This window comes from Streptomyces sp. NPDC051207 (genome assembly GCF_040682395.1).
Classification (GTDB): Bacteria; Actinomycetota; Actinomycetes; order Streptomycetales; family Streptomycetaceae; genus Streptomyces.
The window spans coordinates 65,419-89,844 of record NZ_JBFBAX010000002.1 but is presented as its reverse complement, the minus strand read 5'-3'; the positions used below and the strand labels follow the sequence as shown (position 1 = coordinate 89,844).

The window sequence follows — 24,426 nt, the reverse complement described above, 5'->3', positions numbered from 1 at the left end:
GCCGGTACCGGAGCGGTCCCTGCCCCTACGGGACAGCGCCACGGCGCGTTCCGGCGACGGCATTCCGCTCAAAGTCGTACAAAAATCTTCCAACCGACGGCCGAACAGGGTGTGTTTCCGGCCGGATCGAGGGTGCGTCGAGGGTTTCCCCCGTATCCGCGTGACCAGCGCTTTGCCTATCGTTCGAGCACAGCTGACCCACAGGTAACCCCGAACGGGTCCGCCCTTCACGCACGGCCGGCCACCGCGTCCCCCTCGATGCACCCCTCCGCTTCGCCGCCGAGGCGAATCCACCGACGAAGCGATCGACCTCCGCTCCGCGCTGCCCGGAGCCAGGCACGAAAGGCCAGCCTGTGCGTACCCCCACCTCCCCACGACGGGCCCTGATATCCGTCGCCGCTCTCTCCGCGGCCCTGCTCACCGCCGCCGCGGTCCAGCCGGCCGTCGCCCAGGACTCCACCACCCGGGAGACCCCCGCCCCCGCGGCCCGCACCGAGGCCGCCCCCGGCACCCCCGCCGAGCGCCTCATCGTCGGCTACGAGTCCGGCGCCGCCGAGGCCACATCGAACAAGGCCGCCTCCGCCGACGCCGAGGCCAAGGGCAAGCAGGCCGGCGAGGACGTCGGCTTCAGCCGCCGCCTCGGCACCGGAGCGGCCCTCGTCGACCTCGGCGAGAACGTCACCGGGTCGGACGTCGCCGACGTCATCGCCGAGTACGAGGCCGACCCGCAGGTCTCCTACGTCGTGCCGGACCGCCTCAACAAGCCGCTCGCCACGCCGAACGACACCGAGTACGCCAAGCAGTGGGACCTGTTCGAGGCCACCGGCGGCATGCGCGTGCCGGGCGCCTGGGACCTGTCCACCGGCAGCGGCGTCACCGTCGCCGTCATCGACACCGGCTACGTCGCCCACACCGACCTCGCCGCCAACGTCGTCGCCGGCTACGACTTCATCTCCGACACCGCGGTCGCCGTCGACGGCAACGGCCGCGACAGCAACCCGGCCGACCCGGGCGACTGGTACGCCGCGGGCGAGTGCGGCCAGCAGACCGGCAGCAACTCCTCCTGGCACGGCACGCACGTCGCGGGCACCATCGCCGCCGTCACCGACAACACCAAGGGCGTCGCCGGCATCGCCCACGGCGCGAAGGTCTCCCCGCTGCGCGTCCTCGGCAAGTGCGGCGGCTACGACTCCGACATCATCGACGCCATCACCTGGGCGTCCGGCGGCACCGTCTCCGGCGTGCCCGCCAACCCCAACGTCGCCAAGGTCATCAACATGAGCCTGGGCGGCAGCGGAACGTGCAGCACCGCCACCCAGAACGCCATCAACGGCGCCGTCGGACGCGGCAGCACGGTCGTCGTCGCGGCCGGCAACAGCAACCAGAACGCCGCCAACTTCTCCCCGGCGAGCTGCGGCAACGTCATCACGGTCGCCGCGACCAACCGCTCCGGCAGCCGCTCGTACTACTCGAACTACGGCACGGTCGTCGACATCGCCGCGCCCGGCGGCGAGACCCGCACCGCCACCTCCGACGGCATCCTGTCCACGCTGAACTCCGGCACCCGCACCCCGTCGATCGAGAACTACGCCCACTACCAGGGCACCAGCATGGCCGCCCCGCACATCGCGGGCCTCGCCGCGCTGATGAAGTCGGCGAACCCCGCCCTCACCCCGGCGCAGATCGAGTCGGCGGTCAAGACCAACGCCCGCCCCCTGCCGGGCACCTGCACGGGCGGCTGCGGCGCCGGACTCGCGGACGCCACCAAGACGGTCCAGGCCGTCAAGGGCGGCACCGGCACGGGCACCACGTACACCAGCACCGGCCCCGTCGCCATCCCGGACGCCGGCCCGGCCGTGGAGTCGCCGATCACCGTCGGGGGCCGCAGCGGCAACGCACCCTCGGCCCTCCAGGTCGGGGTGGATATCAGCCACACCTACCGCGGTGACCTCGTCGTCGACCTGGTCGCGCCCGACGGTTCGGCGTACCGCCTGAAGTCCTCCAGCACCTCGGACTCCGCAGACAACGTCGTCGCCACCTACACCGTGAACGCCTCCGCGGAGACCGCGAACGGCACCTGGAAGCTGCGCGTCCAGGACCTGTACGCGCAGGACACGGGCACGATCAACAGCTGGAGGCTGACCTTCTGAGCACCGCACGCGCCCCCGCCGGGGCGCGTGCACGGACCGGTGGGCCGGGCGGCGCGGATGGGGCGCCGGCCGGCCCACCACGCTGTGGGCCGAGGGACCCGGGTGACCCGGCATAATGGCGTGACAAGCGCTGTCGTATGGTGAGTCGATGTGCACGGGGGGTAGTTGGCGACTCGTTGCAACCCGTCCATATCCATCCCGGGAGTGGTTCAGCCGATGGCGAGGCAGTTACGCGCCGAACAGACCCGCGCGACCATCATCACGGCCGCGGCCGACCTGTTCGACCGCCACGGCTACGAGTCGACCAGCCTCAGCGACATCGTGGAGCACGCTCGCGTCACCAAGGGCGCCCTGTACTTCCACTTCGCCGCCAAGGAGGACCTGGCGCACGCGATCATGGAGATCCAGTCCCGGACCCTGCGCCGGATGGCGGGTGACATGGACAACCGCGGCTACTCCTCCCTGGAAGCGCTGATGCGCATCACGTTCGGCATCACGCGGCTGTCCGTGGAGGGCCCGATCCTGAGGGCCGGGCTGCGGCTGGCGACCGGCGGCGTCCGCGTGCGCCCGCCGCTCGCCCACCCGTTCGCGGAGTGGCGGGACATCGCCACGACCAGGCTGCTGGGCGCCGTACGGGAGGCCGACGTGCATCCGGACGTCGACGCGAAGGCCGTCGCCCACTCCCTGGTCAGCGCCTTCGTGGGCGCCGCCGTCATCGGTCACACCCTCGACCCGCTGGCCCGGCAGCCCCGCAGGACGGCCGAGCTGTGGCGCATCATGATCCGCGGACTGGTGCCGGTGCCCCGCCGGGCCCGCTACGTCGGCCTCGCCGCGCGCCTGGAACGGGAGATCACCGCGGCCTGACCCGCCGGGTTACGGTGACCCGCATGCCCCACAGCCCGTCCGCGCCCGTGATCCTCGGCAACGAACCCGGCTCGTTCCCGCACCGCGTGCTCGCCGAGCGGCACCCCGCCATCATCCGGCAGGTCCGCGACGCGTTCCCGTACGGGCCGGGGCAGCGCCGCGCCCTGGACGCGCTGCTGGCGAGCTGCACCGACGGCCGCATCGGGGAACTTCCCGCCGGCGCGCACGACGCGGGCCGGTGGGCGTCCTGGGGCCTGGGCGAGTACGCCGGGCGGTCCTGGTTCGACGTGCCGTGGCTGTGGTCCGAGAGCTACTTCCACCGCCTGCTCCTCGACGCGGTCGGCCACTTCGGGCCGGGCCCCTGGCAGGGCATCGACCCCTTCCGCCCGTTCAAGCTCGCCGAACTCCAAGCGGCCGAGACGGACGAGGAACTCGCCGCCCTCGACGGGCTCGCCGGCCTGCCCGCCGACGAACAGGACCGGGCGCTGCTGCACGGCTCGCTGTGGGGCAACCGCGCCGACCTCGGCTTCCGGCTCTCCAGCGACGGCGCCGGGGCGGCGGACGGGACACCGCCGCTGGTCGCCGACGACAGCGCGGCCCTGTGGTCGCTGCTGCCGCGCTCCGGGACCGGCACGCTGTGCCTGATCGCCGACAACGCGGGCCGGGAACTCGTCCCCGACCTGCTGCTCGTCGCCCACCTGCTGGAGCGCGGGCGGATCGGCCGGGCCGTGCTGCACGTCAAGCCGTACCCGTACTACGTCTCCGACGCCACCACCGCCGACGTCGTCGACGCCCTGCGCCGCCTCACCGCCGCGACGGGGACGGCCGCCGCGTACGGCAGGACCCTGTGGGACGCCATGGCCGACGGGCGGCTCACGGTCCGCGCGCACCCCTTCTCGGCCGGTCCGCTGCCGTTCTCCGAACTGCCCGGCGACCTGCGCGCGGAGTTCGGCGGGGCCACCGTGACCCTCGTCAAGGGCGACCTCAACTACCGCCGCCTGGTGGGCGACCGGCGTTGGCCGCCGACCACACCGTTCGCCGAGGTCACCGCCCACTTCCCCGGCCCGGTGGCCGCACTGCGCACCCTCAAGTCCGACGTCGTCACCGGCCTCGACACCGCCACGGAGGCCGCGCTGACGGCCGCCGAGGGGCAGCGCTGGCGCGTCAGCGGCACCCACGCGCTGATCCAGGTACGGGGCTGAGCGGGCGCCGCCGAGTGTGCGGGACGCGGGGGCGAACACGTGCCCGGTCCGCCTGCGATTCACGCGATGGTGTGATCATGTCCTCGCGCGCGGATGCCCCCGGAGAGGCATGGGTAGTGCCCGGCCATGACGCAGCCGTTCCACCTCCCGCACTTCTACATGCCGTATCCCGCGCGGCTGAACCCGCACGTCGACGAGGCGCGCGCCCATTCCACGGCGTGGGCCCGCGAGATGGGCATGCTGGAGGGCTCAGGCATCTGGGAGCAGTCCGACCTCGACGCGCACGACTACGGACTGCTGTGCGCCTACACCCACCCGGACTGCGACGGACCCGCCCTGTCCCTCATCACCGACTGGTACGTGTGGGTGTTCTTCTTCGACGACCACTTCCTGGACATGTTCAAGCGCACCCAGGACCGCGCCGCGGGCAAGGCCCACCTCGACCGGCTGCCCCTGTTCATGCCGCTCGACCTCACGGCCGACGTGCCCGAGCCGGAGAACCCGGTCGAGGCGGGCCTCGCCGACCTGTGGGCGCGGACCGTCCCGGCGATGTCCGCCGACTGGCGCCGCCGCTTCGCCGTCGCCACCGAGCACCTCCTCAACGAGTCGATGTGGGAGCTGTCCAACATCAACGAAGGACGCATCGCCAACCCCGTCGAGTACATCGAGATGCGCCGCAAGGTGGGCGGCGCCCCCTGGTCCGCGGGGCTCGTGGAGTACGCCACCGCCGAAGTGCCCGCCGCCGTCGCCGGGTCCCGGCCGCTGCGGGTGCTGATGGAGACGTTCTCCGACGCCGTGCACCTGCGCAACGACCTGTTCTCCTACCAGCGCGAGGTCGAGGACGAGGGCGAGAACAGCAACGGCGTGCTCGTCCTGGAGACCTTCTTCGGCTGCACCACCCAGGAGGCCGCCGACACCGTCAACGACATCCTCACCTCCCGCCTCCACCAGTTCGAGCACACCGCGTTCACCGAAGTGCCCCCGCTCACCGTCGAGAAGGGCCTCACCCCGGACGAGACCGCCGCCGTCGCGGCGTACGCCAAGGGACTGCAGGACTGGCAGTCCGGCGGCCACGAGTGGCACATGCGCTCCAGCCGCTACATGAACAAGGGGGCGCGCCCCACCAGCCCCTGGCGGACCCCCACCGGCCTCGGCACGTCCGCCGTCGACGTCCGCGCGCTGCTCGCAGAGGCCGGCGCGGAACGCATGCGCGCGTACACGCACGTGCCGCACCAGAAGGTCGGCCCCGCGCGGATCCCCGACATCCTCATGCCGTTCGAACTGCGGCTCAACCCCGATCTGGAGGGATCACGCGCCCGGCTGCTGCCGTGGGCGCGCCGCATGGGCATCCTCAGCGAGGGCGTCTGGGACGAGGACAAGCTCACGGCGAGCGACCTCGCTCTGTGCGCCGCGGGCCTCAACCCCGACGGCAGCCCCGAGGCGCTCGACCTCGGCACCCACTGGCTCGCCTTCGGCACCTACGGCGACGACTACTACCCGCTCGTCTTCGGCCACCGCCGCGACCTGGCCGGCGCCAAGCTCAGCACCGAACGCCTCACTGCCTGCATGCGCGTCGACAGTGAACCGCCGCTCGCCCCGGCGAACGCCATGGAGCGGTCCCTGACCGACCTGTGGCGGCGCACCACCGCCGAGATGACCGTGGAGCAGCGCCGCACGCTGAAGGCCGCCGTCTGCGTCATGCTGGAGAGCTGGCTGTGGGAGCTGTCCAACCAGCTCCAGCATCGCGTCCCCGACCCGGTGGACTACCTGGAGATGCGCCGCGCCACCTTCGGATCCGACCTCACCCTGAGCCTGTGCCGCATGGGCCACGGCCCGGCCGTCCCTGCCGAGGTCTACCGCAGCGGCCCGGTCCGCTCCCTGGAGAACGCGGCCATCGACTACGCCTGCCTGCTCAACGACGTCTTCTCGTACCAGAAGGAGATCGAGTACGAGGGCGAGCTGCACAACTCGATCCTCGTCGTGCAGACCTTCTTCGGCTGCGACTACCCGGCCGCCCTCGGCGTCGTCAACGACCTGATGACCCGGCGCATGCAGCAGTTCCAGCACGTCGTCACCCACGAACTGCCCGTGCTGTACGAGGACTTCGCGCTGCCGCAGAAGGCCCGCGAGGGCATGCGGGACTACGTGGTGAGCCTGCAGAACTGGATGTCCGGCATCCTCAACTGGCACCGGGAGGTCGACCGCTACAAGGCCGACCACCTGGCCCGCCGCGCCCACGGCTTCCTCCCCGACCGGGCACCGGCGGTCCCGATGCTCCGCTGACCGTCTCCGCCGCGCATGCGTCACCACGGCTCGCGCCCGTGCCCGGACGACCGGGTGCGGGCACGTTCCCGCTCCCGCCCTCCGGTCAGTCTCACTCGTTCGTGGCACGTCGGGCGACGGCATGAGGGGTAGGGCTCTGGCCGGAGGCGATCCATGGAACAGACAGCGTTGCGTCCCAAGCCCATGCCCGGCCAGGACTCCGGCGGGCCCGTCCCCGTCACCGAGAGCGTCCCCGCCGCCCCCCGGCGCCCGCACCCCCTGCGCGGCCGCCGACGACGGCTCGCGTACCCGCTGCTCGCGCTGTTCACGGGCCTGCTCCTGGTCCTCGCGGGCGTCGGACTCGGCACCGTCGGCGCCACGGTCGCCGGCATCGGCCGGCTCGCCGAGCTCCAGCAGCAGGCGGCCCGGCAGCCGCACGAGCCGGCGGCCCCCGGCGGCCAGGGCTCCGACCGCCCCGGCGCGGGCCGCACCACGGCGCCCGCCGCCCCGCCGCCCGCGCCCGTGGGCGGCACGCTCGGCCTGGAGGTCGTGGACGCGGACGTGCCCGGCGCCCGGGTCGTCGGCGTCCACGTGCCCGGACCCGGCTACTCGGCGGGCCTGGTCCGGGGTGACATGGTCCTCGCGTTCGGCGCGACCCGCGTCGACACCGCCGCCGACCTGGCCCGCGCCGTGTCCCGGGCCCGCCCCGGCAAGCGCGTCACCCTGGTCGTACGCCACGAAAGCGGTGGCTACCAGCGGCTGACGGTGGTCCCCGGCGTCGTCACCTGACCGGCCGCACCCGGACGGCCGCGGGCGGGCCCCGGGCGCACGGTGCGGCAAAGCCCGCAACCGGCTCGCGTGGCCCCCTCCCAAGGGGCAGGATGCTGCCCGTAGTCCCTGTCATCGCCCGAGGGAGGCCCCGGATGAGCGGCACCGTGCCCGCGCCCTTCACCGCCGACGACCACCGGGCCCGCATGGCGCGCGCCGCGCGGGCCGCGGCTGACGCCGGGCTGGCCGGACTCCTGGTGTCGCCGGGCCCCGACCTGGTCTGGCTCACCGGCTACGCGCCCACCGCCGAGACCGAGCGGCTCACCCTGCTGGTCCTCGCCCCCGGCCGGGAGCCCGTCCTCGTCGTCCCCGCGCTCGAAGCGCCCGACGCCGAGAAGGCGCGCGGCGCGTCCGCCCTGACCCTGCGCGACTGGACCGACGGCAAGGACCCCTACCTCGCCGCCGCCGACCTCCTCGACCCCGACGGACGCTACGGCGTCAGCGACAACACCTGGGCCATGCACCTGCTCGCCCTCCAGCGGGCCCTGCCCGGCACGAGCTACGCCGCCCTCACCGACGCGCTGCCCATGCTGCGCGCCGTCAAGGACGCCGCCGAGCTGGAACTGCTGGCCGCCGCCGGTGCCGCCGCCGACGCCGCGTTCGAGGACATCCGCACCGTGCCGTTCGCCGGGCGCCGGGAGACCGACGTCGCCGCCGACCTCGCCGAACTGCTCCGCCACCACGGGCACTCCCGGGTCGACTTCACCATCGTCGGCTCCGGACCCAACGGCGCCAACCCGCACCACGAGGCCGGCCGGCGCGTCATCGAACACGGCGACATGGTCGTCCTCGACTTCGGCGGCCTGCGCGACGGCTACGGTTCCGACACGTCCCGCACCGTCCACGTCGGCGAGCCCACCGAGGAGGAGCGCCGCGTCCACGACATCGTGCGTGCCGCCCAGGAGGAGGGCTTCCGGGCGGTGCGGCCCGGCGCCGCCTGCCAGGACGTCGACCGGGCGGCCCGCGCGGTCATCACCGACGCCGGGTACGGCGAGCACTTCATCCACCGCACCGGGCACGGCATCGGCGTCACCACCCACGAGCCGCCCTACATGGTCGAGGGCGAGGAGCAGCCCCTCGTGCCCGGCATGTGCTTCTCCGTGGAACCCGGCATCTACCTCCCCGGCCGGTTCGGCGTGCGCATCGAGGACATCGTCACGGTGACCGAGGACGGCGGGCGCCGCCTCAACGACACGACCCGCGAGCTGGTCGTCGTGGACTGACGGCACCCCGCGGGCACCCCCTGGAAGGAACCCATCCCCGAGCGACGACGGCGTGACCATGACCCAGGCACCGACACCCACCGCGGACACCGTCCGCAGCATCGTCCGTTCCCTGCTGAAGGAGGTACGGGACGGGGCGGGCGGCCCGGGCCCCGAGGTCCGGCCCGCCGCGGCGGTCGCCGACCCCGCCACCTGGTGGGTCGGCGACCGCCACGTGCTGCGGCTGGCCGCCGACCGGGACACCGCCGCGCGCCGGCGCCGCGAACTGCGCCTGCGCGACCTCGTGCGCGCCCACGTCCCGGTCACCGTGCCGGCGAGCGTGGCCCGCGGCGAGTGGGCGCCGGGGCTGCCGTACACCCTGGACACCCGGGTGCCCGGCGGCTCGGCCGACGAGCACGACGTGTCCGCCGTCGGCGAGGCCGACCTGGCCGCCCTCCTCACGGGACTGCGCCAGGTGCCCGTACGGGCAGCCGAGGCGCTCGGGGTGCCGCGCACCGCCCCGCGCTCCCTGAAGGCGCTGCGCCTGGCGGCCACCCGCGCCGCCGAACGCCTCGCGCGGGCCGACGAGTTCGACCCCGCCCGGCTCCACCAGCTGACCGGTCCGGCCGCGGCCCAGCTCGCCGCGCAGCCCGGCACCGCCGTCCTCGTCCACCACGCCCTGACGGGCGAGCACCTCGTGGTCGGCGCGGACGGCCGGGTGCGCGGCGTCCTCGGCTGGGCCGACGCGATCGTCGGCGACCCCGCCGAGGACATCGCCGGCCTCGCCCGCGCGGTCGGCTCACCCGCGGCGGTACGCGCCGCCACCCTCGCCGGGTACGGCCCCCGGCCCTGCCTGCGCGGCCTGTGGCTGGCCCGCTGCGACACGGTCCTCCACCTCGCCGACGCCCTGACGGGCCGTGGCACGGCGGCCACACCCCTGCCGCTGCTGCGCGACCGTCTGCGCCGCGCCTGGGAGGCAATCCTGCTGGAACGGGTGACGGAGCTGCGCCCGGAGGACGAGGCGGGGGGTGACGCGGGGCGGGGCCGGGAGGGGGCGTGAGGGGCCGGGTGCGCGGTGCGGCTCAGGCGTGCCCTTTGGGCGTCCGCCCCGGGGGCGCGAATGACCGGGTTGGGCGGTGCTGCTCAGGCGGGCTCTCCGGACGTGCGTCCCGGGGCGTGGACGGTCGCGCGGGCGGTGCCGCTCAGGCGCCCTCGGGTCGCCGCCCCGCTGCCGTGACGGCGTTCACGCAGGTCGCCTCCGCCGCCGAAATCGTCCGCGGCGGGGTTCGCCAGGACGCTGGGCCGCCCCGGCGGCACGGGCGTCCGCGCCGCCGGGCACCGGCCCCTCACACCTGCGTCAGCACCACGCACGACTCGCCGGGCACGCGCAGCACCCCGTCGGGGCCCGGCGGCTCGACCGGCTCCCACGCGGCCAGCACGTGCGCCTCGCCGCCGCCCAGCGGGATCGCCGCCGGCTCGGTCGACAGGTTCACGGCGACGCGGACGTCCCCGCGCCGGAAGGCCAGCCAGCGCGCCTCCTCGTCGAAGGCCACCTTCGTGTCGGCGAGGTCCGGGTCGGTGAGGTCGGGCTGTTCGCGGCGCAGCGCGAGGAGCCTGCGGTACCAGGCCAGCACGCGCGCGTGCGGGTCCCGGCCGGGCTCGGACCAGTCGAGGCAGGACCGGTCGCGGGTCGCGGGGTCCTGCGGGTCGGGCACGTCCTCCTCGGCCCAGCCGTGCGTCGCGAACTCCCGCCGCCTGCCCCGCCGTACGGCGTCGGCCAGCTCCGGGTCGGTGTGGTCGGTGAAGAACTGCCAGGGCGTGCCCGCCGCCCACTCCTCGCCCATGAACAGCATCGGCGTGAACGGCGCGGTCAGGACGAGCGTCGCCGCGCAGGCCAGCAGACCGGGGGAGAGCAGGGCGGACAGCCGGTCGCCCTGGGCGCGGTTGCCGATCTGGTCGTGGGTCTGGCTGTAGCCGAGCAGCCGGTGCGCGGCCACCCGCGTACGGTCCAGGGGGCGGCCGTGGCGGCGCTGCCGGAAGCTGGAGTAGGTGCCGTCGTGGAAGTAACCGCCCGTCAGCGTCTTGGCCACGGCGGCGAGCGGGGCGCGCGCGAAGTCGGCGTAGTAGCCCTGGGACTCGCCCGTCAGCGCGGCGTGCAGGGCGTGGTGGAAGTCGTCGTTCCACTGCGCGTGCACGCCGAGGCCGCCCTCCGCGCGCGGGGTGACGATCCGCGGGTCGTTCAGGTCGGACTCGGCGATCAGGAACAGCGGCCGGTCCTCCTCGGCGGCCAGCGCGTCCACGGCCGTCGACAGCTCCTCGAGGAAGTGGCACGCACGCGTGTCGGCGAGCGCGTGCACGGCGTCCAGCCGCAGCCCGTCGATCCGGTAGTCCCGCAGCCAGGCCAGCGCGCTGCCGACGAGATAGTCGCGCACCTCGTCGGAGCCGGGCGCGTCCAGGTTGACGGCGACGCCCCACGGCGTGTGGTGGGTGTCCGTGAAGTACGGCCCGAACAGCGGCAGGTAGTTCCCGGACGGGCCCAGGTGGTTGTGCACGACGTCGAGGACGACTCCGAGGCCCATCCCGTGCGCCCGGTCGACGAAACGCTTCAGCGCCTCGGGCCCGCCGTACGGCTCGTGCACCGCCCACAGCGACACACCCTCGTACCCCCAGCCGTGCCGCCCGGGGAAGGGGCACAGCGGCATCAACTCGACGTGCGTGACGCCCAGTTCCACGAGGTGCCCGAGCCGCTCGGCGGCGGCGTCCAGGGTGCCCTCGGGGGTGTACGTGCCCACGTGCAGTTCGTACAGCACCGCGCCGGGCAGCGGGCGGCCCGCCCACTCGGCACGCCACGCGTGGCGCGAGTGGTCCACGACGGCGCTCAGCCCGTCCGGACCGTCCGGCTGCCGGCGCGAGCGCGGATCGGGCAGTACGGGGCCGTCGTCCAGCGCGAAGCCGTACCGGGAGCCGTCCCGCGCCTCCGCCTCGCCCCGCCACCATCCCGCCCGTTCAGGATCGCGTTCCAACGCGCGCGTGACGCCGTCGCACTGGAGCGTCACCCGGCCGGCCTGTGGTGCCCACACCTCGAACTGCACGGACGCTTCCCCTTCGTCTGCTCACCGTGATGTAGCCCGTCCATGGTGCTTCAAACGAGATCGATCCGCGTGGGAAGCGCTCCTTTCGGCGCGGGTGTCGCGCGAGGGCCGTGCCCGGACCCTTCCGGTGCGCACCCGTGGCGGTCCGCGCGGAGGCTGTGCCCGGCGCCCCCGGCCCGCACGCCTGGCGGCCGTTTCCGTTTTTCTGGACACCCCGGCCCGGCTGACCGACAATCACCTGCGTGACGTCGTCATTCGAGTTCAACACGTTCCCCGCGCGGGTCTCCGACGTGGAGCGCGACAAGGCGCTGAAGGTGCTGCGTGACGGCGTCGCCATGGGCCGCCTGTCCCACGACACGTTCATCCACCGCATGGAGCTGGCCCTCGCCGCCCGGCGCCCGGACGAGCTCGCCCGGCTCACGGCCGATCTGCCCAGCGAGGGCCGCGCCTCGCGCATGGTCCTCGGCGCGGTGGAGGCGGTGTCCGGTTTCACCGTACGGCTGCGCCGGGCCTGGCGGGCCGAGCGGCTGCCCAAGCTGCTGCTGCCGCATCCGGGAACCGGCCATCCGCTGCGCATAGGCCGTGACCCGGCCAACGGCCTGCGGCTCAACCACGAGACGGTGTCCCGCGTGCACGCCGAACTCAGCCGCCAGGGCGGCATGTGGATCCTGCGGGACCTCGGCTCGACCAACGGCACGATGGTGAACGGCCGGCGGGTCGTGGGCGCCGCGGTGGTCCGCGAGGGCGATCAGATCGGCTTCGGCCGGATGGCCTTCCGCCTCTCCGCCCACTGAGCCGAACCTTAGCTCTGGCCTGGGCTTTACTGCCCGCCATCGCCGCATGCGGCCTCGCTCCCCAGTGTTGACGTACCTCCCCAGCCATGACTGACTGTGCGTACACCGCGCATATCGGGTGAGCCGATCGCGCCACCCGTGGAGGTGTGCCCTGCAGCCACTCCTCCGCTACCACAGCGTCGACGAGCTGGGCGCCCGCGCCGCCGCCCTCGTCGCCCGCCGGCCCGCCGACGCCCGGCTGCGGCGCGTCGGCACTTCCCGCGGGGGCACACCGATGTGGCTGCTCTCCGTCGGCCACGGCAGCCGCCAGGCCCTCGTCGTCGCCGGACCGCACGCCAACGAACCCGTCGGCGGCGCCACCGCCCTGCGACTGGCCGAACGGGCCCTCGCCGACCCCCGGCTCACCGAGGGCGCCGACGCCACCTGGAACCTGCTGCTGTGCCTCGACCCCGACGGGCTGCGCCGCAACGAACGCTGGCTGCCGGGCCCGTACACCCTCGGCCGGTACTTCCGGAACTTCTTCCGGCCCGGCTTCTTCGAACAGCCCGAGTGGCTGCCCGGCGGCGCGTCCGGCGCCACGCTGCCCGAGACCCGGGCCCTGCTCGACCTCCAGGACGAACTGCGGCCCTTCCTGCAGTGCTCCCTGCACGGCGTCGACGTCGGCGGCGGCTTCGTGGAGATCACCGACCCCCTGCCCGGCCTCGCCCAGCGTGTCGCCCGCGCCGGCGCCCGCCTCGGCATCCCGCGCGAGCTCGGCGCCTACGACACCCTGTACTGGCCGGGCCTCGGCCCCGCCGTCTACCTGATACCGCCGCCGCGCCCCGGCGACCTGGCCGCCGCCATCACCGAGGCCGCCGTCGAGTCGACCTGGTACCACCCGCACCGGCACGGCACCGTCACCGCCGTGGTCGAGGCGCCCATGTGGGCCGTGACCGCCGTGGCGGACCCCGCGCCCTGCGGTGACCCGGAGGGCGCCCTGCGTGCCGTCAGCCGCACCCTGCGCCACGACACCCGGCTGCTGCGGACCCTCGTCACCCGCGTCCGTCCGCACCTCACCGTCGTGCCGGACGCCGCGCCGCTGCTCGCGCCGATAGACGACTACCTGCTCGTCTGCCCCGGCCTCGCCGACACCTGGGACCCCGACACCCCGGGCGGGCACGTCCTTCCGCCGCTCTCCACCGCGCACCTCGCGGCGCTGCGCATCGCCGGACGCCGGCTGGCGCTGCGCACCGCGGGTCTGCTGCACCAGCTGGTCACCGCCGCCGGACGCGACCCGGCCGGCGTGCTGCCGGAACTTGACCGGCTCATCGACGCGTGGTGCGCCGAGTACCGCGACGGCCACGGGGCCCGCTGGATCCCGGTCACGCGGCAGGCGGAGTACCAGGCGCGCGTGGTGCTCGCCGCGTTCGAACTGGCCGTCCGGCGCACGCCGGCGTGCTCCCGTTCGGGTGAGTCCGGGTGGGGTCCGCGGCCCGCCGTGCCGATGCACCGGGAATGACGTACACCACCACAGCGAAAGCGGTACGCGGCGGCCTGCTCGCCGCGGCCGCTCTCCTCGCCGCCTGCGCCGTCCCGGCCGGGGCGACCGGCAACGGCTCCGTCGACTGGCTCTACCTCACGGTCGCGCGGAGCGACACCCGCTCCTACGACCTGCGCGCCACCCTGCTGCTGTGCGACCCGCCCCGGGGCGGCCACGCCCGCGCGGCCGAGGCGTGCGCGGAACTCGACGCGGCGGGCGGCGACCTGCGCGCCCTGCCGCCGCGGGACTCCTTCTGCCCGATGGTCCACGCGCCCGTGACGGCCCACGCGCGCGGGCAGTGGCACGGCCGCCCGGTGGACTACACGGAGACGTTCCCCAACTCGTGCGTCATGGCGGCACGTACAGGGGCGGTGTTCGCGCTGGACGGGTGAGCGGTTCGCCGGCAGCGGACCTGGCCTGTCGGCCTGCTGACCCGGTGGCCGGGAGGGCGGTGAGGGCGGTTGAGGGGCGCGTGCCCGCGGCTCACACCGCCCTCTCGCGCGCGTGCAGGGCCGCCGCGACGACCGTACGGGCCTGGTGCTCGACCTGGTGCGCCACCGGCACCCAGCGGGCCCTGAACCGCGCCGCGAAGGCGTCGCTCCACTCGGCGACGAGCCGTTCGAGGCGAGGCGCCGCACGGTCGTCGGTCTCCCGCAGCACTCGCAGCAGCATGGCCGCCGCCCGCAGCGGCACCCGGCGCGCGAACGCGTCGACACTGCCCACGTACGCGCGCGTGCCGTCCAGGGGCGGGGTGTCGAGCAGGTCGGCCGCGAGCCCCGGCACCAGCTCAAGACCCCATCGCACGGCCCGCAACAAGGGCCCGTCGACCCCCTCCAGACGCGGCAGCACGTCCTCGAACACGTCCCGCACCTCCAGCGTGTCCCGCTGGAGCCGGTGCGCGAGCCGCCGTATCGCGGAGGCCGGGGCTGGATGCGGCGCCGGGTCGTCCACCAGGTCACTCGCCCACATCGGCACCTCGACGACCGCGGTGAGACCGCCGTACCGGTGGGTGCGGTACCAGGTGCTGTGCCGTGCGTCGTCCGTCAGGCTCGGATAGGCCCGATCCGCCTCCGCGGCGGGCAGCACATGCACGCCGGGCCCCGCGGCCGGCCAGCCCGCGGCGTCCGAGGCGCCCGTCTCGACGGGGATGTGCAGCTCCGCGGCGGACTTGGCGAACGGCTCGGCGAAACCGGGCACGTCCCGCGTCAACTGCACCCAGCTGCCGCCCAGTTCGGTGCAGTGCAGGGACACCTGGAGGTAGGGGCGCAGCTCGTCGATGACGCCGGTCAGGGCGCGGGTCTCGGGCGGCAGCCGGTCGGGCGGCAGCACGGACGGCGCCCACTCGGGCTGCTCGGGCCCGGCGGGCCGGAAGAACCCGAGGTGGTAGTCGAGCAGGCTGCGCGGCGCGGGTGTCACATGGAGCTCCGCCCCGTCGGGGTCCGCGCACAGCAGGAAGTGCCAGGACGTGCCGTCCCGCAGCACCCGCTCGTCCAGGACGCGTTCGGCGAGCGCGAGCAGGGTGGGTCCGCCGGACGGCTCGTTGGAGTGGGCGCCCGCCACCACGAGCACGGCCCGCCGCGCCCGGCCCACCGACAGCAGGTGCAGCGCCCGGCCCGCCCGGGACACGCCCACCTGTCGCAGGGTGCACACGCCCGGCCACCGGGCTGCCAAGGCCCGCGCGGACGAGACGAGTTCGGTCACCGTGGGGTAGCGCAGCTCCGGCAGGAGACTCACCCCCGTCACGTCGCCCGGCCCCGGCACTCGCAGTACCCCACGTCGGCCGGAGCATGTCAAGGACGCGCGCGGCGTCCCGGCCCGGCCGTCACTGCTGGTGAAGTGCCCTTCCGGCCAGTATCAGGAGCACCTCGCCGACCGCATCCGACAGCGTGGGGTGAGCGTGACGTGCGGCGCCACGCCCGCGGGCCGGGCGTCCCGGCCGACGATCGGCCGGCTCCCGGCGATCACCCCGGAGACGTGCGGCCCCGCCGCCCCCAGTACCCGGCCGACTCACCGGTGTCCGCACGGCCGGAACGGCGCCCTCGTCAGTTCCTCGACCCCGCACTTCAGCCTCACCGCCAGGGAACGCCCCGCCCGCACCGGGCCGCCGCCACGTCCGTCGCCCCTCGCCGGCGCCGTCGCGGTGTCACTCCGCCCCCGCCTCGTCCCCCGCCCGCTCCAGCAGAGCCACCGGCAGGCGTTCGAACAGGTCCGCCACGCGTGCGTGCCCCGTGAACTCGCGGGAGCCGTCCAGTACGTCCGTCCAGCGGCCCGGTGGCAGGGGCAGTTCCGTGTCCTGCCAGCCGCCCGCCCCGGCCAGGCGCAGGGACAGGCGGGTCACCGCGGTGACGACCCGGCCCGAGCGGGCGAAGGCCAGGCAGTGGGACGCCGCCGGGCCCTCGGCCGTCAGCGGTTCGTACGTCGCCGCCTCGCCGAACGCCTCGGGGCGCCGGGCCCGCAGCCGCAGCGCCGCGCGCGTCAGGGCGGCCTTGTCGCCGCCGTCCCCGGGCGGGAAGTCCACCGGACGCCGGTTGTCGGGGTCGACCAGGGCCAGGTACTCGGCCTCGGTGCCCTGGTACACGTCGGGCACGCCCGGCATCGTCAGGTGGACCAGGGCCGTGCCGAGGACGTTGGCCCGGATGTGCGGCTCCAGCTCGGCGCGCAGTGCCCGCACCCGCTCGCCCGGCTCCCCGCACGGCCCCGCCGTCACGAACCGCGCCACCGCCTCCTCGTACGGCGGCTGCTGCTCCGTCCAGCTGGTGTGGAGACCGGCCTCGCGCACGTGCTTCAGCAGCGCGCCCGCCACCCGCTCCGGGTCGGCCGGGCCCAGCCCGAACACCGTCTGCCAGGCCGCCCACGCCAGCTGCGCGTCGGGCACGTCGTCCCCGGCGCGGGTCACCTCCGCCAGCAGGTCCGCCCAGCGCCGCGGGCACTCGGTGAGCACGGCGAGCGCCACCCGCACGTCGGCGCTGCGCTTGGTGTCGTGCGTCGACACGACGGTCCCCGACACCGGCCAGTCACGCTGCACGCGCGTGCAGTACGCGTGGAACTCCTCGGGCGGGAGGGCCGGGCGGCCCGGGTCCCCGCCCACCTCGGTGGCCGACAGCAGCGGCACGTACCGGTAGAACGCCGTGTCCTCCACGGACTTGGCGCGCAGCGCCGACGCGGTCTGCGCGAACCGGGTCCGGAACTCCACGTGCTCCGGCCCGTCGCCGTACCGCCCGAGCAGCAGGTCCCGTACGACGTCGACCGCGCCCGCCTCCTCGGGGACGAGGAAGGCGCGCCTGGCATCGGCGGCGGCCTCCTCGGTGACGACGGTCGCCGCGTCGCCGGGCGTGTAGGGCCGGTACACCTCCATGCGGACCAGCAGTTCCTGGAGCGCGGTGCGCAGCGCCCACGGCGCCCGGTCGCGCAGCGCGGGCTCCGGCGCGGCGGCGCACACCCGGCCGGCCGCCCGGGTCAGCCGGTCCAGCTCGGTGGCCAGCTCGTGCCTGATCACCTGGTACGCCGCCCGGCGTGCCGTCGCCTCCCAGTCGCCGCCCCGGTCGGTCTGCGGGGCCGCGAAGTGCCGGTAGTGGCCCAGCAGCTCCCCGCACCCGGCCGGGTCCGCGAACAGGCCGTCGACGCGGCGCAGGGCGTCGTAGCCGGTGGTGCCCGCGACGGGCCAGGACGCCGGAAGGTGCTCGTGGTCGGCGAGGATCTTCTCCACGACCGTCCAGCACCCGCCGGTCGCCTCGTGCAGCCGCCGCAGGTATCCGCCGGGGTCGGCCAGCCCGTCCGGGTGGTCGACGCGCAGCCCGTCGATCACGCCCTCGCGCAGCAGCCGCAGGACGGTGGCGTGGGTGGCCTCGAAGACCTCCGGGTCCTCCACCCGCACCCCGATCAGCTCGGAGATGCTGAAGAAGCGCCGGTAGTTCAGCTCGGTGCGGGCCAGCCGCCACCACACCGGGCGGTACCACTGCGCGTCCAGCAGCTGCGGCAGCGGCAGGCCGGCCGTGCCCTCGCGCAGCGGGAACACGTGGTCGTAGTAGCGCAGGACGTCGCCGTCCACCTTCAGCCGGCCGATCTCGTCGCCGAGCGGCCCGCCGAGCACCGGCAGCAGCACCTGCCCGTCCTGCGCCTTCCAGTCGATGTCGAACCAGCGCGCGTACGGCGAGTCCGGGCCGTCCCGCAGCACCTCCCACAGGGCGCGGTTGTGGCGCGGCGCCATCGCCATGTGGTTCGGCACGATGTCCAGCACCAGCCCGAGGCCGTGCTCGCGCGCGGTCCGCGCCAGCGCCCGCAGCCCTTCCTCGCCGCCCAGCTCCGCACGCACGCGCGCGTGGTCCACGACGTCGTAGCCGTGCAGGGACCCCGGCACGGCCTCCAGGACGGGCGACAGGTGCAGGTGCGAGACGCCGAGCGAGGCCAGATACGGCACGGCCGCCGCGGCGGCCCCGAACGGGAAGTCGGGCTGCAGCTGCAGCCGGTAGGTGGCCGTGGGCACCACGGGGTCGCGTCGCTCAGGTGTCATGGAGACGTACGTACCCGCCCGGCCGCGTTTCGTGTCATCCGCGGCGTGACGCGGTGTGCCCCGGGTCGCCCGTTCGGACGACCCGGGGCCTGCTCACACCGGTCGCTGGAGCACGGTCATGCTGCGGTCCACCAGCGTCAGCCGGTCCCCGGCCTGCACCTTCGGGCCGGATTCCGGCGCCAGCCCGTCCGGGCGGGCCGTGTCGACCACCACCTCCCACTGCCGGCCGTGGTCGACGGGCACCACGAATTCCATCGGCTTCGGCGAGGCGTTGAACATCAGCAGGAACGAGTCGTCGGTGATGCGCTCCCCGCGCGGGCCCGGCTCCGAGATCGCGTTGCCGTTGAGGAACACCGTCAGCGCGGAGGCCCGCGCCGAGTTCCAGTCCCGCTGGGTCATCTCCTTGCCCTCCGGGGTGAACCAGGCGATGTCGGACAGTTCGTCGTGGGTGCCCTCCACGGGCCGGCCGTGGAAGAAGCGCCGCCTGCGGAGCACCGGGTGGTCCCTGCGCAGCCACACCATCGCGCGCGTGAAGTCGAACAGCTCCCTGGCCGGTCCCTCGGGTCCCGGCCACTCCACCCAGGCCAGCTCGTTGTCCTGGCAGTAGGCGTTGTTGTTGCCGCGCTGGGTGCGGGCGAACTCGTCGCCGTGGCTGATCATGGGCACGCCCTGGGACAGCATCAGCGTCGCGATGAAGTTCCGCATCTGCCGCGTGCGCAGCGCCAGCACGTCCGGGTCGTCCGTGTCGCCCTCGACGCCGCAGTTCCACGACCGGTTGTGGCTCTCGCCGTCCCGGTTGTCCTCGCCGTTGGCGTCGTTGTGCTTGTCGTTGTACGACACGAGGTCGTGCAGGGTGAAGCCGTCGTGGCAGGTCACGAAGTTGATGGAGGCCAGTGGGCGCCGCCCGTCGTCCTGGTAGAGGTCGGAGGAGCCGGTCAGCCGCGAGGCGAACTCGGCGAGCGTGCGCGGCTCGCCCCGCCACAGGTCCCGCACGGTGTCGCGGTACTTGCCGTTCCACTCGGTCCACAGCGGCGGGAAATTGCCCACCTGGTAGCCGCCCTCGCCGACGTCCCACGGCTCGGCGATCAGCTTCACCTGCGACACCACCGGGTCCTGCTGCACCAGGTCGAAGAACGACGACAGCCGGTCCACCTCGTGGAACTGCCTCGCCAGGGTCGCCGCGAGGTCGAAGCGGAACCCGTCGACGTGCATCTCGGTGACCCAGTACCGCAGCGAGTCCATGATCATTTGCAGGACGTGCGGGGACCGCATGAGCAGGGAGTTCCCGGTGCCCGTGGTGTCCATGTAGTAGCGGGGATCGTCCGCGAGCCGGTAGTACTGCGGGTTGTCCAGCCCCTTGAACGACAGGGTCGGACCCAGGTGGTTGCCCTCGGCCGTGTGGTTGTAGACCACGTCGAGGATCACCTCGATGCCCGCCTCGTGCAGCGCCTTCACCGCCGACTTGAACTCCAGCACCTGCTGGCCGCGGTCGCCCCAGGAGGCGTAGGCGTTGTGCGGGGCGAAGAAGCCGATCGTGTTGTAGCCCCAGTAGTTGTTCAGGCCCATGTCGACCAGCCGGTGGTCGTTCACGAACTGGTGGACGGGCATCAGCTCCAGGGCCGTGACGCCGAGCTCCGTCAGGTGCTCGATCACCGCCGGGTGCGCCAGCGCCGCGTAGGTGCCGCGCAGCTCCTCCGGCAGCGCCGGGTGGCGCATCGTGAGGCCCTTCACATGGGCCTCGTAGATCACCGTGTGGTGGTACTCGGTCCGGGGGAGCCGGTCGTCGCCCCAGTCGAAGTACGGGTTGACCACGACCGACGTCATCGTGTGCGGCGCCGAGTCAAGGTCGTTGCGCCTGTCCGGCGCGTCGAAGTGATAGCCGTAGACCTCCTCGCCCCAGTCGATCGAGCCGCTGATCGCACGCGCGTACGGGTCGAGCAGCAGCTTCGCCGAATTGCAGCGCAGCCCGCGCTCGGGCGCGTACGGGCCGTGGACGCGGTACCCGTACCGCTGCCCCGGCATCACGCCCGGCACGTACGCGTGCCGCACGAACGCGTCGCTCTCCCGCAGCTCGATCGCTGTTTCCGAGCCGTCGTCGTGCAGCAGACACAGCTCTACTCGGTCCGCGGCCTCCGTGAAGACCGCGAAGTTCGTTCCGGCGCCGTCGTACGTGGCACCGAGTGGATACGCCTCTCCAGGCCAGACCTGCATGGACACGACTCTTTCAGGTGGGCGGCGCCCCTGGTGGCTCCTTGGCCCCGAGTCTCCACGAAAGTCACGGAACCACCTAGGACTTAGGACCCTCTTACCGGGCGACCAGCGCATACCCCGTGCACGCGAGGTATGCACCACCAATGGGGCAAGAACATACTCCCGGGATGTCGGGGGAGTGGGGGAAACGTGCGCAGGACAGTGCACCGCCATCTGGGAAAGGTGGTGGCCGGTGCGGCCGTCGCGGTGGCGGGGACCGCCGCGATGATCGCGGTCACCCTGCCGGGGACCGCGGGCGCCGACGACACGCCGGAAGGGGGCGGCCGCCCCGCGCAGCAGGCGGCCCGCGGCCAGGAGGCCCAGGGCCAGGCACAAGGACAGGGCCAGGTCGCGCCGGGCGTCGTGGCGGACGCCCCGGCCGAGGGCGCCGTGGGAGAGGGCCGCGACCCGCTCACCGACGACGAGACGGAACGGGCCTCGCGCATCGCCGCGCACCGGCAGCCGCTCCGCTCCGGCGAGGGCGTCGACGGCGACCGCGGCCCCGAGCGCCTCGGCGTCGAGCTGGCCGAACCGGAGGCCGGCGAACTGGACGACCCGGACGCGCCGCGCCGCGCCGACGTGACGTTCTACGACTACCGCGACGACACCCTCGTCACCAGGACCGTGAACCTGGCGACCGGGAAGGTGGAGGACGCCGGCACCCAGCGGGGCGTGCAGCCGCCGCTGAGCGCGGCCGAGCAGACCGAGGCCGCCCGGCTGCTGATCGCCGACCCGCTGGGCGCGGGCCTGCGCGCCGACTACCAGGACGCCACCGGCAGGAAACTCACCTCGCCGGACCAGCTGCGCGTCGTCGCCATGGTGTACCGGGCCGCGCCCGGCGCCCAGCCCGCCGCACTCGACGCGTGCGGCGAGCACCGCTGCGCCCGGCTGTTCCCGAAGGTCACCAACGGGCCGTGGATCGACTCCCGGCACCTGGTGATCGACCTGAGCACCGGCAAGGTCGCGGCGCTGAACCGCCGCTGAGCGCCCAACGACCGCTTTCCTCCTGGTATCTCCTCACACCTCCTCGTACCTCCTGATACCTCCTGCAAAGGGAGTCATTTCGTCATGCGCGTGACCAGAGTCAGCCGTGCCCGCATCCGGGTCGCCGTGGCGCTCACGGCGGGCGCGCTCGTCGCCGGGGCGAGTGCGGGCGCCGGACCGGCCGCCGCCGGGCCGAAGGCCGCCCCCGCGCCGGCCGCCGAATGCGGCGCCGCCCATCGCATCGAGCAGAAGCTCGCCTCCGGCACCACCTGGCGGATGTGCTGGGCCTACCAGGCCAAGGCCGGGCTCGTCCTGGAGCACATCTCCTACCAGCCGCCCGGCGAGCCCCGCCCGATCAAGGTCCTCACCAGCGCCAAGCTCGCCCAGATCCACGTGCCGTACGACGACGGCAGCGTCGAGTACGACGACCTCACCGGCTTCGACTTCGGCAAGGGCCTGATGAACCTGGCGCCGGGCGAGTGCCCCGGCGGCACCATCCGGACCGTCAAGGTCCCCGACGCCTGGGACCCCGAGCAGGCGCACGTCAAGGGCCTGTGCACCACGACCCGCTCCCGCGGCCACGCCTACCGCATGCAGGGCGACACCGCGCACGAGGTCTACCAGGCGCAGGGCAAGGACCTGCTCGTCTACACCGCCAACCAGGTCGGCTGGTACGAGTACATCACCGAGTGGCGCTTCCAGGACGACGGCACCATCACCGCCGGCGTCGGCGCCACGGGCAGCCTCTCCCCGGCGGACTACGACGCGGGCGACGGCCGCGGCTGGCCCATCGGCAAGGGCGCCAAGGCGTACGCCACCAGTCACAGCCACAACGTGTTCTGGCGGCTCAACTTCGGCCTGGACGGCTCCTCCAAGAGCCGCGTCGAGCAGTACGACTCGAAGGTCAGCGCACCCGCGCGCGGCCAGCAGGCACCCACCAACCGGACGACCCGCACGAAGATCACCAAGGAACTCGCGGGCGACGCCCGCAACATGCGCTGGTGGCGCGTGGTCAGCACGGCCGGCAAGAACAAGGACGGCCACCCGCGCTCCTACGAACTCGTCCCCGGTGCCGGCCACACCTACCCCGGCCGCGGCTACACCAAGCACGACGTCTACGTCACGCAGTACAACAAGTGCGAGCAGTACGCCAGCCACAACCCCCTCAACTGCGGCGCGGGGCACGGCCGGTCCGTGGACAAGTGGGTCAACGGGCAGACCCTGACCCACCCCGTGGTCTGGGTGAACGTCGGCTTCCACCACATCGCCCGCGACGAGGACCAGCAGCCCATGCCGGTCCACTGGCAGGGGTTCAGCATCGCCCCACGGGACGTGACCGCCATGAATCCGCTCACTCCGCGCGAGCTCGCGGACCAGAACGGCCGTACCGATGGCGCGCGTTGACACATGAGCCTGCGCATCGGGCTGCACCGCGCACCGCTACCGGAGTACCCTTCCTTGATCGTTGAGACGGGGAGTGCCCGGGGGAGCGGAAGGCGGTGCGGCGAGTGGGCTCGGGAGAGCTGGAGCTGCCCCCTGGTGACGAGGGTCACGAGGGGAACTCCACCGATGTCCCGCCCGGCGCTGTGTCCCTGGCCCGGCCGATGGACGCGGGCGCGATCGGCCCGGAGCTGGACTGGGACGCCGACTCCTGGCGCGAGGTGCGCACCCGCGCCCAGCGGGCCGGCCGCGCCTACATCTGGCTGAACCTCGTCGAACAGCGGCTGCGGGCCGTCGTGGCCGCTGTTCTGCGCCCCGTCTACGAGCCCGTGCACGGCGACGACTGGGTGGTCGCCGCGGCCGGGCCCGCCGGGCAGGAGTGGGTGCAGCGCGCGGTCGCCGTCCGCGAGGTCAGCCGCCGCAAGGGCTACCTGCTCGACCCGGCCGACGACAACGTGCTCAGCTTCCTCACCCTGCCGCAGCTGCGCGAACTGATGGTGCAGCACTGGCCCTGCTTCGAGCCGTACATAGACGACCGCCGGGACGTCGAACTCGCCCTGGACGAGCTGGAAGTCACCCGGAACGTCGTCTCCCGCAACCGCGCCCTGTCCGAGGCGGTCCTCGGCCAGGCAGAGCGGGCCTCGGCCCGGCTGCTGGAGATCCTCGGCGCCGGCGGCGACGTGCCCTCCGCGCGGCGGCTGCCCATCGACGCAGTCGAGGACCTCGTCGGCGACCGGTACGCCGACGTGGTGGCGGTGCACTCCGACCGGGTGCGGCTGCTGCGCCACTTCCCGGCCGAGGACATCTTCGGCGACGCCCGGCGCCTCGACGCCATCGGCATCGGCCTCACCCTGCTTGTGCAGAACTTCTCCGGCCGGCGCCTGGTGCGCCTCGCCGAGTCCGGCTGCCGGGTGCGGCTGCTGTTCCTCAACCCCGCCTCCAGCGCGGTCAAGCGGCGCGAGCGGGAACTCGGCATCAAGCGGGGCGAGCTGAGCCGCGCCGTGGAGATGAACATTCTGCACATGCGCCGGGTGCGGGCCCGGCTGCGCGATCCGGACGCCTTCCAGATCCAGGTCTTCGACGAGACGCCCCGCTTCACCGCCTACCTGGTCGACGGCGACGGCGCCGACGGCATCGCGGTCGTGCAGTCCTACCTGCGCCGCACGCGGGGCATGGAGGCGCCCGTGTTCGTCCTGCGCAACGCGGGCAAGGTGGTCACGTCAGGCCCGGTGGACGAAGGCGGGCTTTTCCCCACGTACCGCGAGGAGTTCGAGATGATGTGGGCGGATTCGCGACCGGTGTCGTGACGGGCCGCGGTGCCCGGGCGGG

16 protein-coding genes and 2 pseudogenes are annotated in these 24,426 nt (G+C 73.8%); 13 read left to right on the top strand and 5 right to left on the bottom strand.

Features of this window, described 5'->3' with window-relative positions; translation table 11 throughout:
* Positions 1–353: 353 nt before the first annotated feature.
* The 7 genes from AB0M97_RS02210 (at position 354) to AB0M97_RS02180 (ending at position 9,568) form a co-directional block, all read left to right on the top strand.
* Positions 354–2,150, top strand: a complete 1,797-nt coding sequence (locus tag AB0M97_RS02210; RefSeq protein ID WP_365958778.1) for a S8 family serine peptidase — start codon at positions 354–356, stop codon at positions 2,148–2,150.
* Positions 2,151–2,366: 216 nt separating this feature from the next.
* Positions 2,367–3,014 (top strand): ScbR family autoregulator-binding transcription factor, encoded by a 648-nt coding sequence (locus AB0M97_RS02205; protein WP_365958777.1) that lies wholly within the window; start codon positions 2,367–2,369, stop codon positions 3,012–3,014.
* 23 nt (positions 3,015–3,037) lie between these two features.
* Positions 3,038–4,216 carry a damage-control phosphatase ARMT1 family protein gene (locus AB0M97_RS02200; protein WP_365958776.1) on the top strand — a complete coding sequence of 393 codons (1,179 nt, stop codon included), beginning with the start codon at positions 3,038–3,040 and terminating at the stop codon, positions 4,214–4,216.
* A gap of 126 nt (positions 4,217–4,342) precedes the next feature.
* Positions 4,343–6,499: a germacradienol/geosmin synthase Cyc2 gene (gene cyc2, locus AB0M97_RS02195; protein WP_365958775.1), complete on the top strand. Its 2,157-nt coding sequence runs from the start codon at positions 4,343–4,345 to the stop codon at positions 6,497–6,499.
* A 153-nt stretch (positions 6,500–6,652) separates the two neighbouring features.
* Complete coding sequence (locus AB0M97_RS02190) at positions 6,653–7,267, top strand: PDZ domain-containing protein (RefSeq protein ID WP_365958774.1); 615 nt, start codon at positions 6,653–6,655, stop codon at positions 7,265–7,267.
* Between the two features lie 134 nt (positions 7,268–7,401).
* Positions 7,402–8,529, top strand: a complete 1,128-nt coding sequence (locus AB0M97_RS02185; RefSeq protein WP_365958773.1) for an aminopeptidase P family protein — start codon at positions 7,402–7,404, stop codon at positions 8,527–8,529.
* Positions 8,530–8,587: 58 nt separating this feature from the next.
* Positions 8,588–9,568, top strand: a complete 981-nt coding sequence (locus AB0M97_RS02180; protein WP_365958772.1) for an aminoglycoside phosphotransferase family protein — start codon at positions 8,588–8,590, stop codon at positions 9,566–9,568.
* 286 nt (positions 9,569–9,854) lie between these two features.
* Here the strand turns inward: AB0M97_RS02180 and treZ are convergent, their stop codons facing one another.
* Complete coding sequence (treZ, locus tag AB0M97_RS02175; protein ID WP_365958771.1) at positions 9,855–11,600, bottom strand: malto-oligosyltrehalose trehalohydrolase; 1,746 nt, start codon at positions 11,598–11,600, stop codon at positions 9,855–9,857.
* Positions 11,601–11,842: 242 nt separating this feature from the next.
* On the opposite strand from treZ, the gene AB0M97_RS02170 reads away from it, so the two are divergent.
* The 3 genes from AB0M97_RS02170 (at position 11,843) to AB0M97_RS02160 (ending at position 14,305) form a co-directional block, all read left to right on the top strand.
* The gene (locus AB0M97_RS02170) at positions 11,843–12,394 is read left to right on the top strand and encodes a DUF1707 and FHA domain-containing protein (RefSeq protein ID WP_365958770.1); all 552 of its coding nucleotides are present in this window, start codon (positions 11,843–11,845) and stop codon (positions 12,392–12,394) included.
* A gap of 118 nt (positions 12,395–12,512) precedes the next feature.
* The gene (locus tag AB0M97_RS02165; protein ID WP_365958769.1) at positions 12,513–13,892 is read left to right on the top strand and encodes a M14 family zinc carboxypeptidase; all 1,380 of its coding nucleotides are present in this window, start codon (positions 12,513–12,515) and stop codon (positions 13,890–13,892) included.
* A complete protein-coding gene (locus tag AB0M97_RS02160) occupies positions 13,889–14,305 on the top strand; it encodes an SSI family serine proteinase inhibitor (protein WP_365958768.1) in 417 nt (138 codons plus the stop codon). Before AB0M97_RS02165 ends, AB0M97_RS02160 begins: the two co-directional genes overlap by 4 nt.
* 91 nt (positions 14,306–14,396) lie before the next feature.
* Here the strand turns inward: AB0M97_RS02160 and AB0M97_RS02155 are convergent, their stop codons facing one another.
* The 4 genes and pseudogenes from AB0M97_RS02155 to glgX form a co-directional block, all read right to left on the bottom strand.
* Positions 14,397–15,647, bottom strand: coding sequence for a M14 family zinc carboxypeptidase (locus AB0M97_RS02155; protein ID WP_365958767.1), 1,251 nt, complete (start codon positions 15,645–15,647; stop codon positions 14,397–14,399).
* An 88-nt stretch (positions 15,648–15,735) separates the two neighbouring features.
* Positions 15,736–15,917, bottom strand: a pseudogene (locus AB0M97_RS02150) (dihydrolipoyl dehydrogenase); the annotation flags it as partial.
* Between the two features lie 139 nt (positions 15,918–16,056).
* On the bottom strand, positions 16,057–18,423 hold the full coding sequence (gene treY, locus AB0M97_RS02145) for a malto-oligosyltrehalose synthase (protein WP_365958766.1): 2,367 nt from the start codon (positions 18,421–18,423) through the stop codon (positions 16,057–16,059).
* A gap of 93 nt (positions 18,424–18,516) precedes the next feature.
* On the bottom strand, positions 18,517–20,634 hold the full coding sequence (glgX, locus tag AB0M97_RS02140) for a glycogen debranching protein GlgX (RefSeq protein WP_365958765.1): 2,118 nt from the start codon (positions 20,632–20,634) through the stop codon (positions 18,517–18,519).
* 189 nt (positions 20,635–20,823) lie between these two features.
* On the opposite strand from glgX, the gene AB0M97_RS02135 reads away from it, so the two are divergent.
* The 3 genes and pseudogenes from AB0M97_RS02135 (at position 20,824) to AB0M97_RS02125 (ending at position 24,404) form a co-directional block, all read left to right on the top strand.
* Positions 20,824–21,657: a Tat pathway signal sequence domain protein gene (locus AB0M97_RS02135; protein ID WP_365958764.1), complete on the top strand. Its 834-nt coding sequence runs from the start codon at positions 20,824–20,826 to the stop codon at positions 21,655–21,657.
* 84 nt (positions 21,658–21,741) lie between these two features.
* Positions 21,742–23,061 carry a copper amine oxidase gene (locus AB0M97_RS02130; protein ID WP_365958763.1) on the top strand — a complete coding sequence of 440 codons (1,320 nt, stop codon included), beginning with the start codon at positions 21,742–21,744 and terminating at the stop codon, positions 23,059–23,061.
* Positions 23,062–23,134: 73 nt separating this feature from the next.
* A pseudogene (locus AB0M97_RS02125) lies at positions 23,135–24,404 on the top strand (SAV2148 family HEPN domain-containing protein).
* The last annotated feature ends 22 nt before the right edge of the window (positions 24,405–24,426 follow it).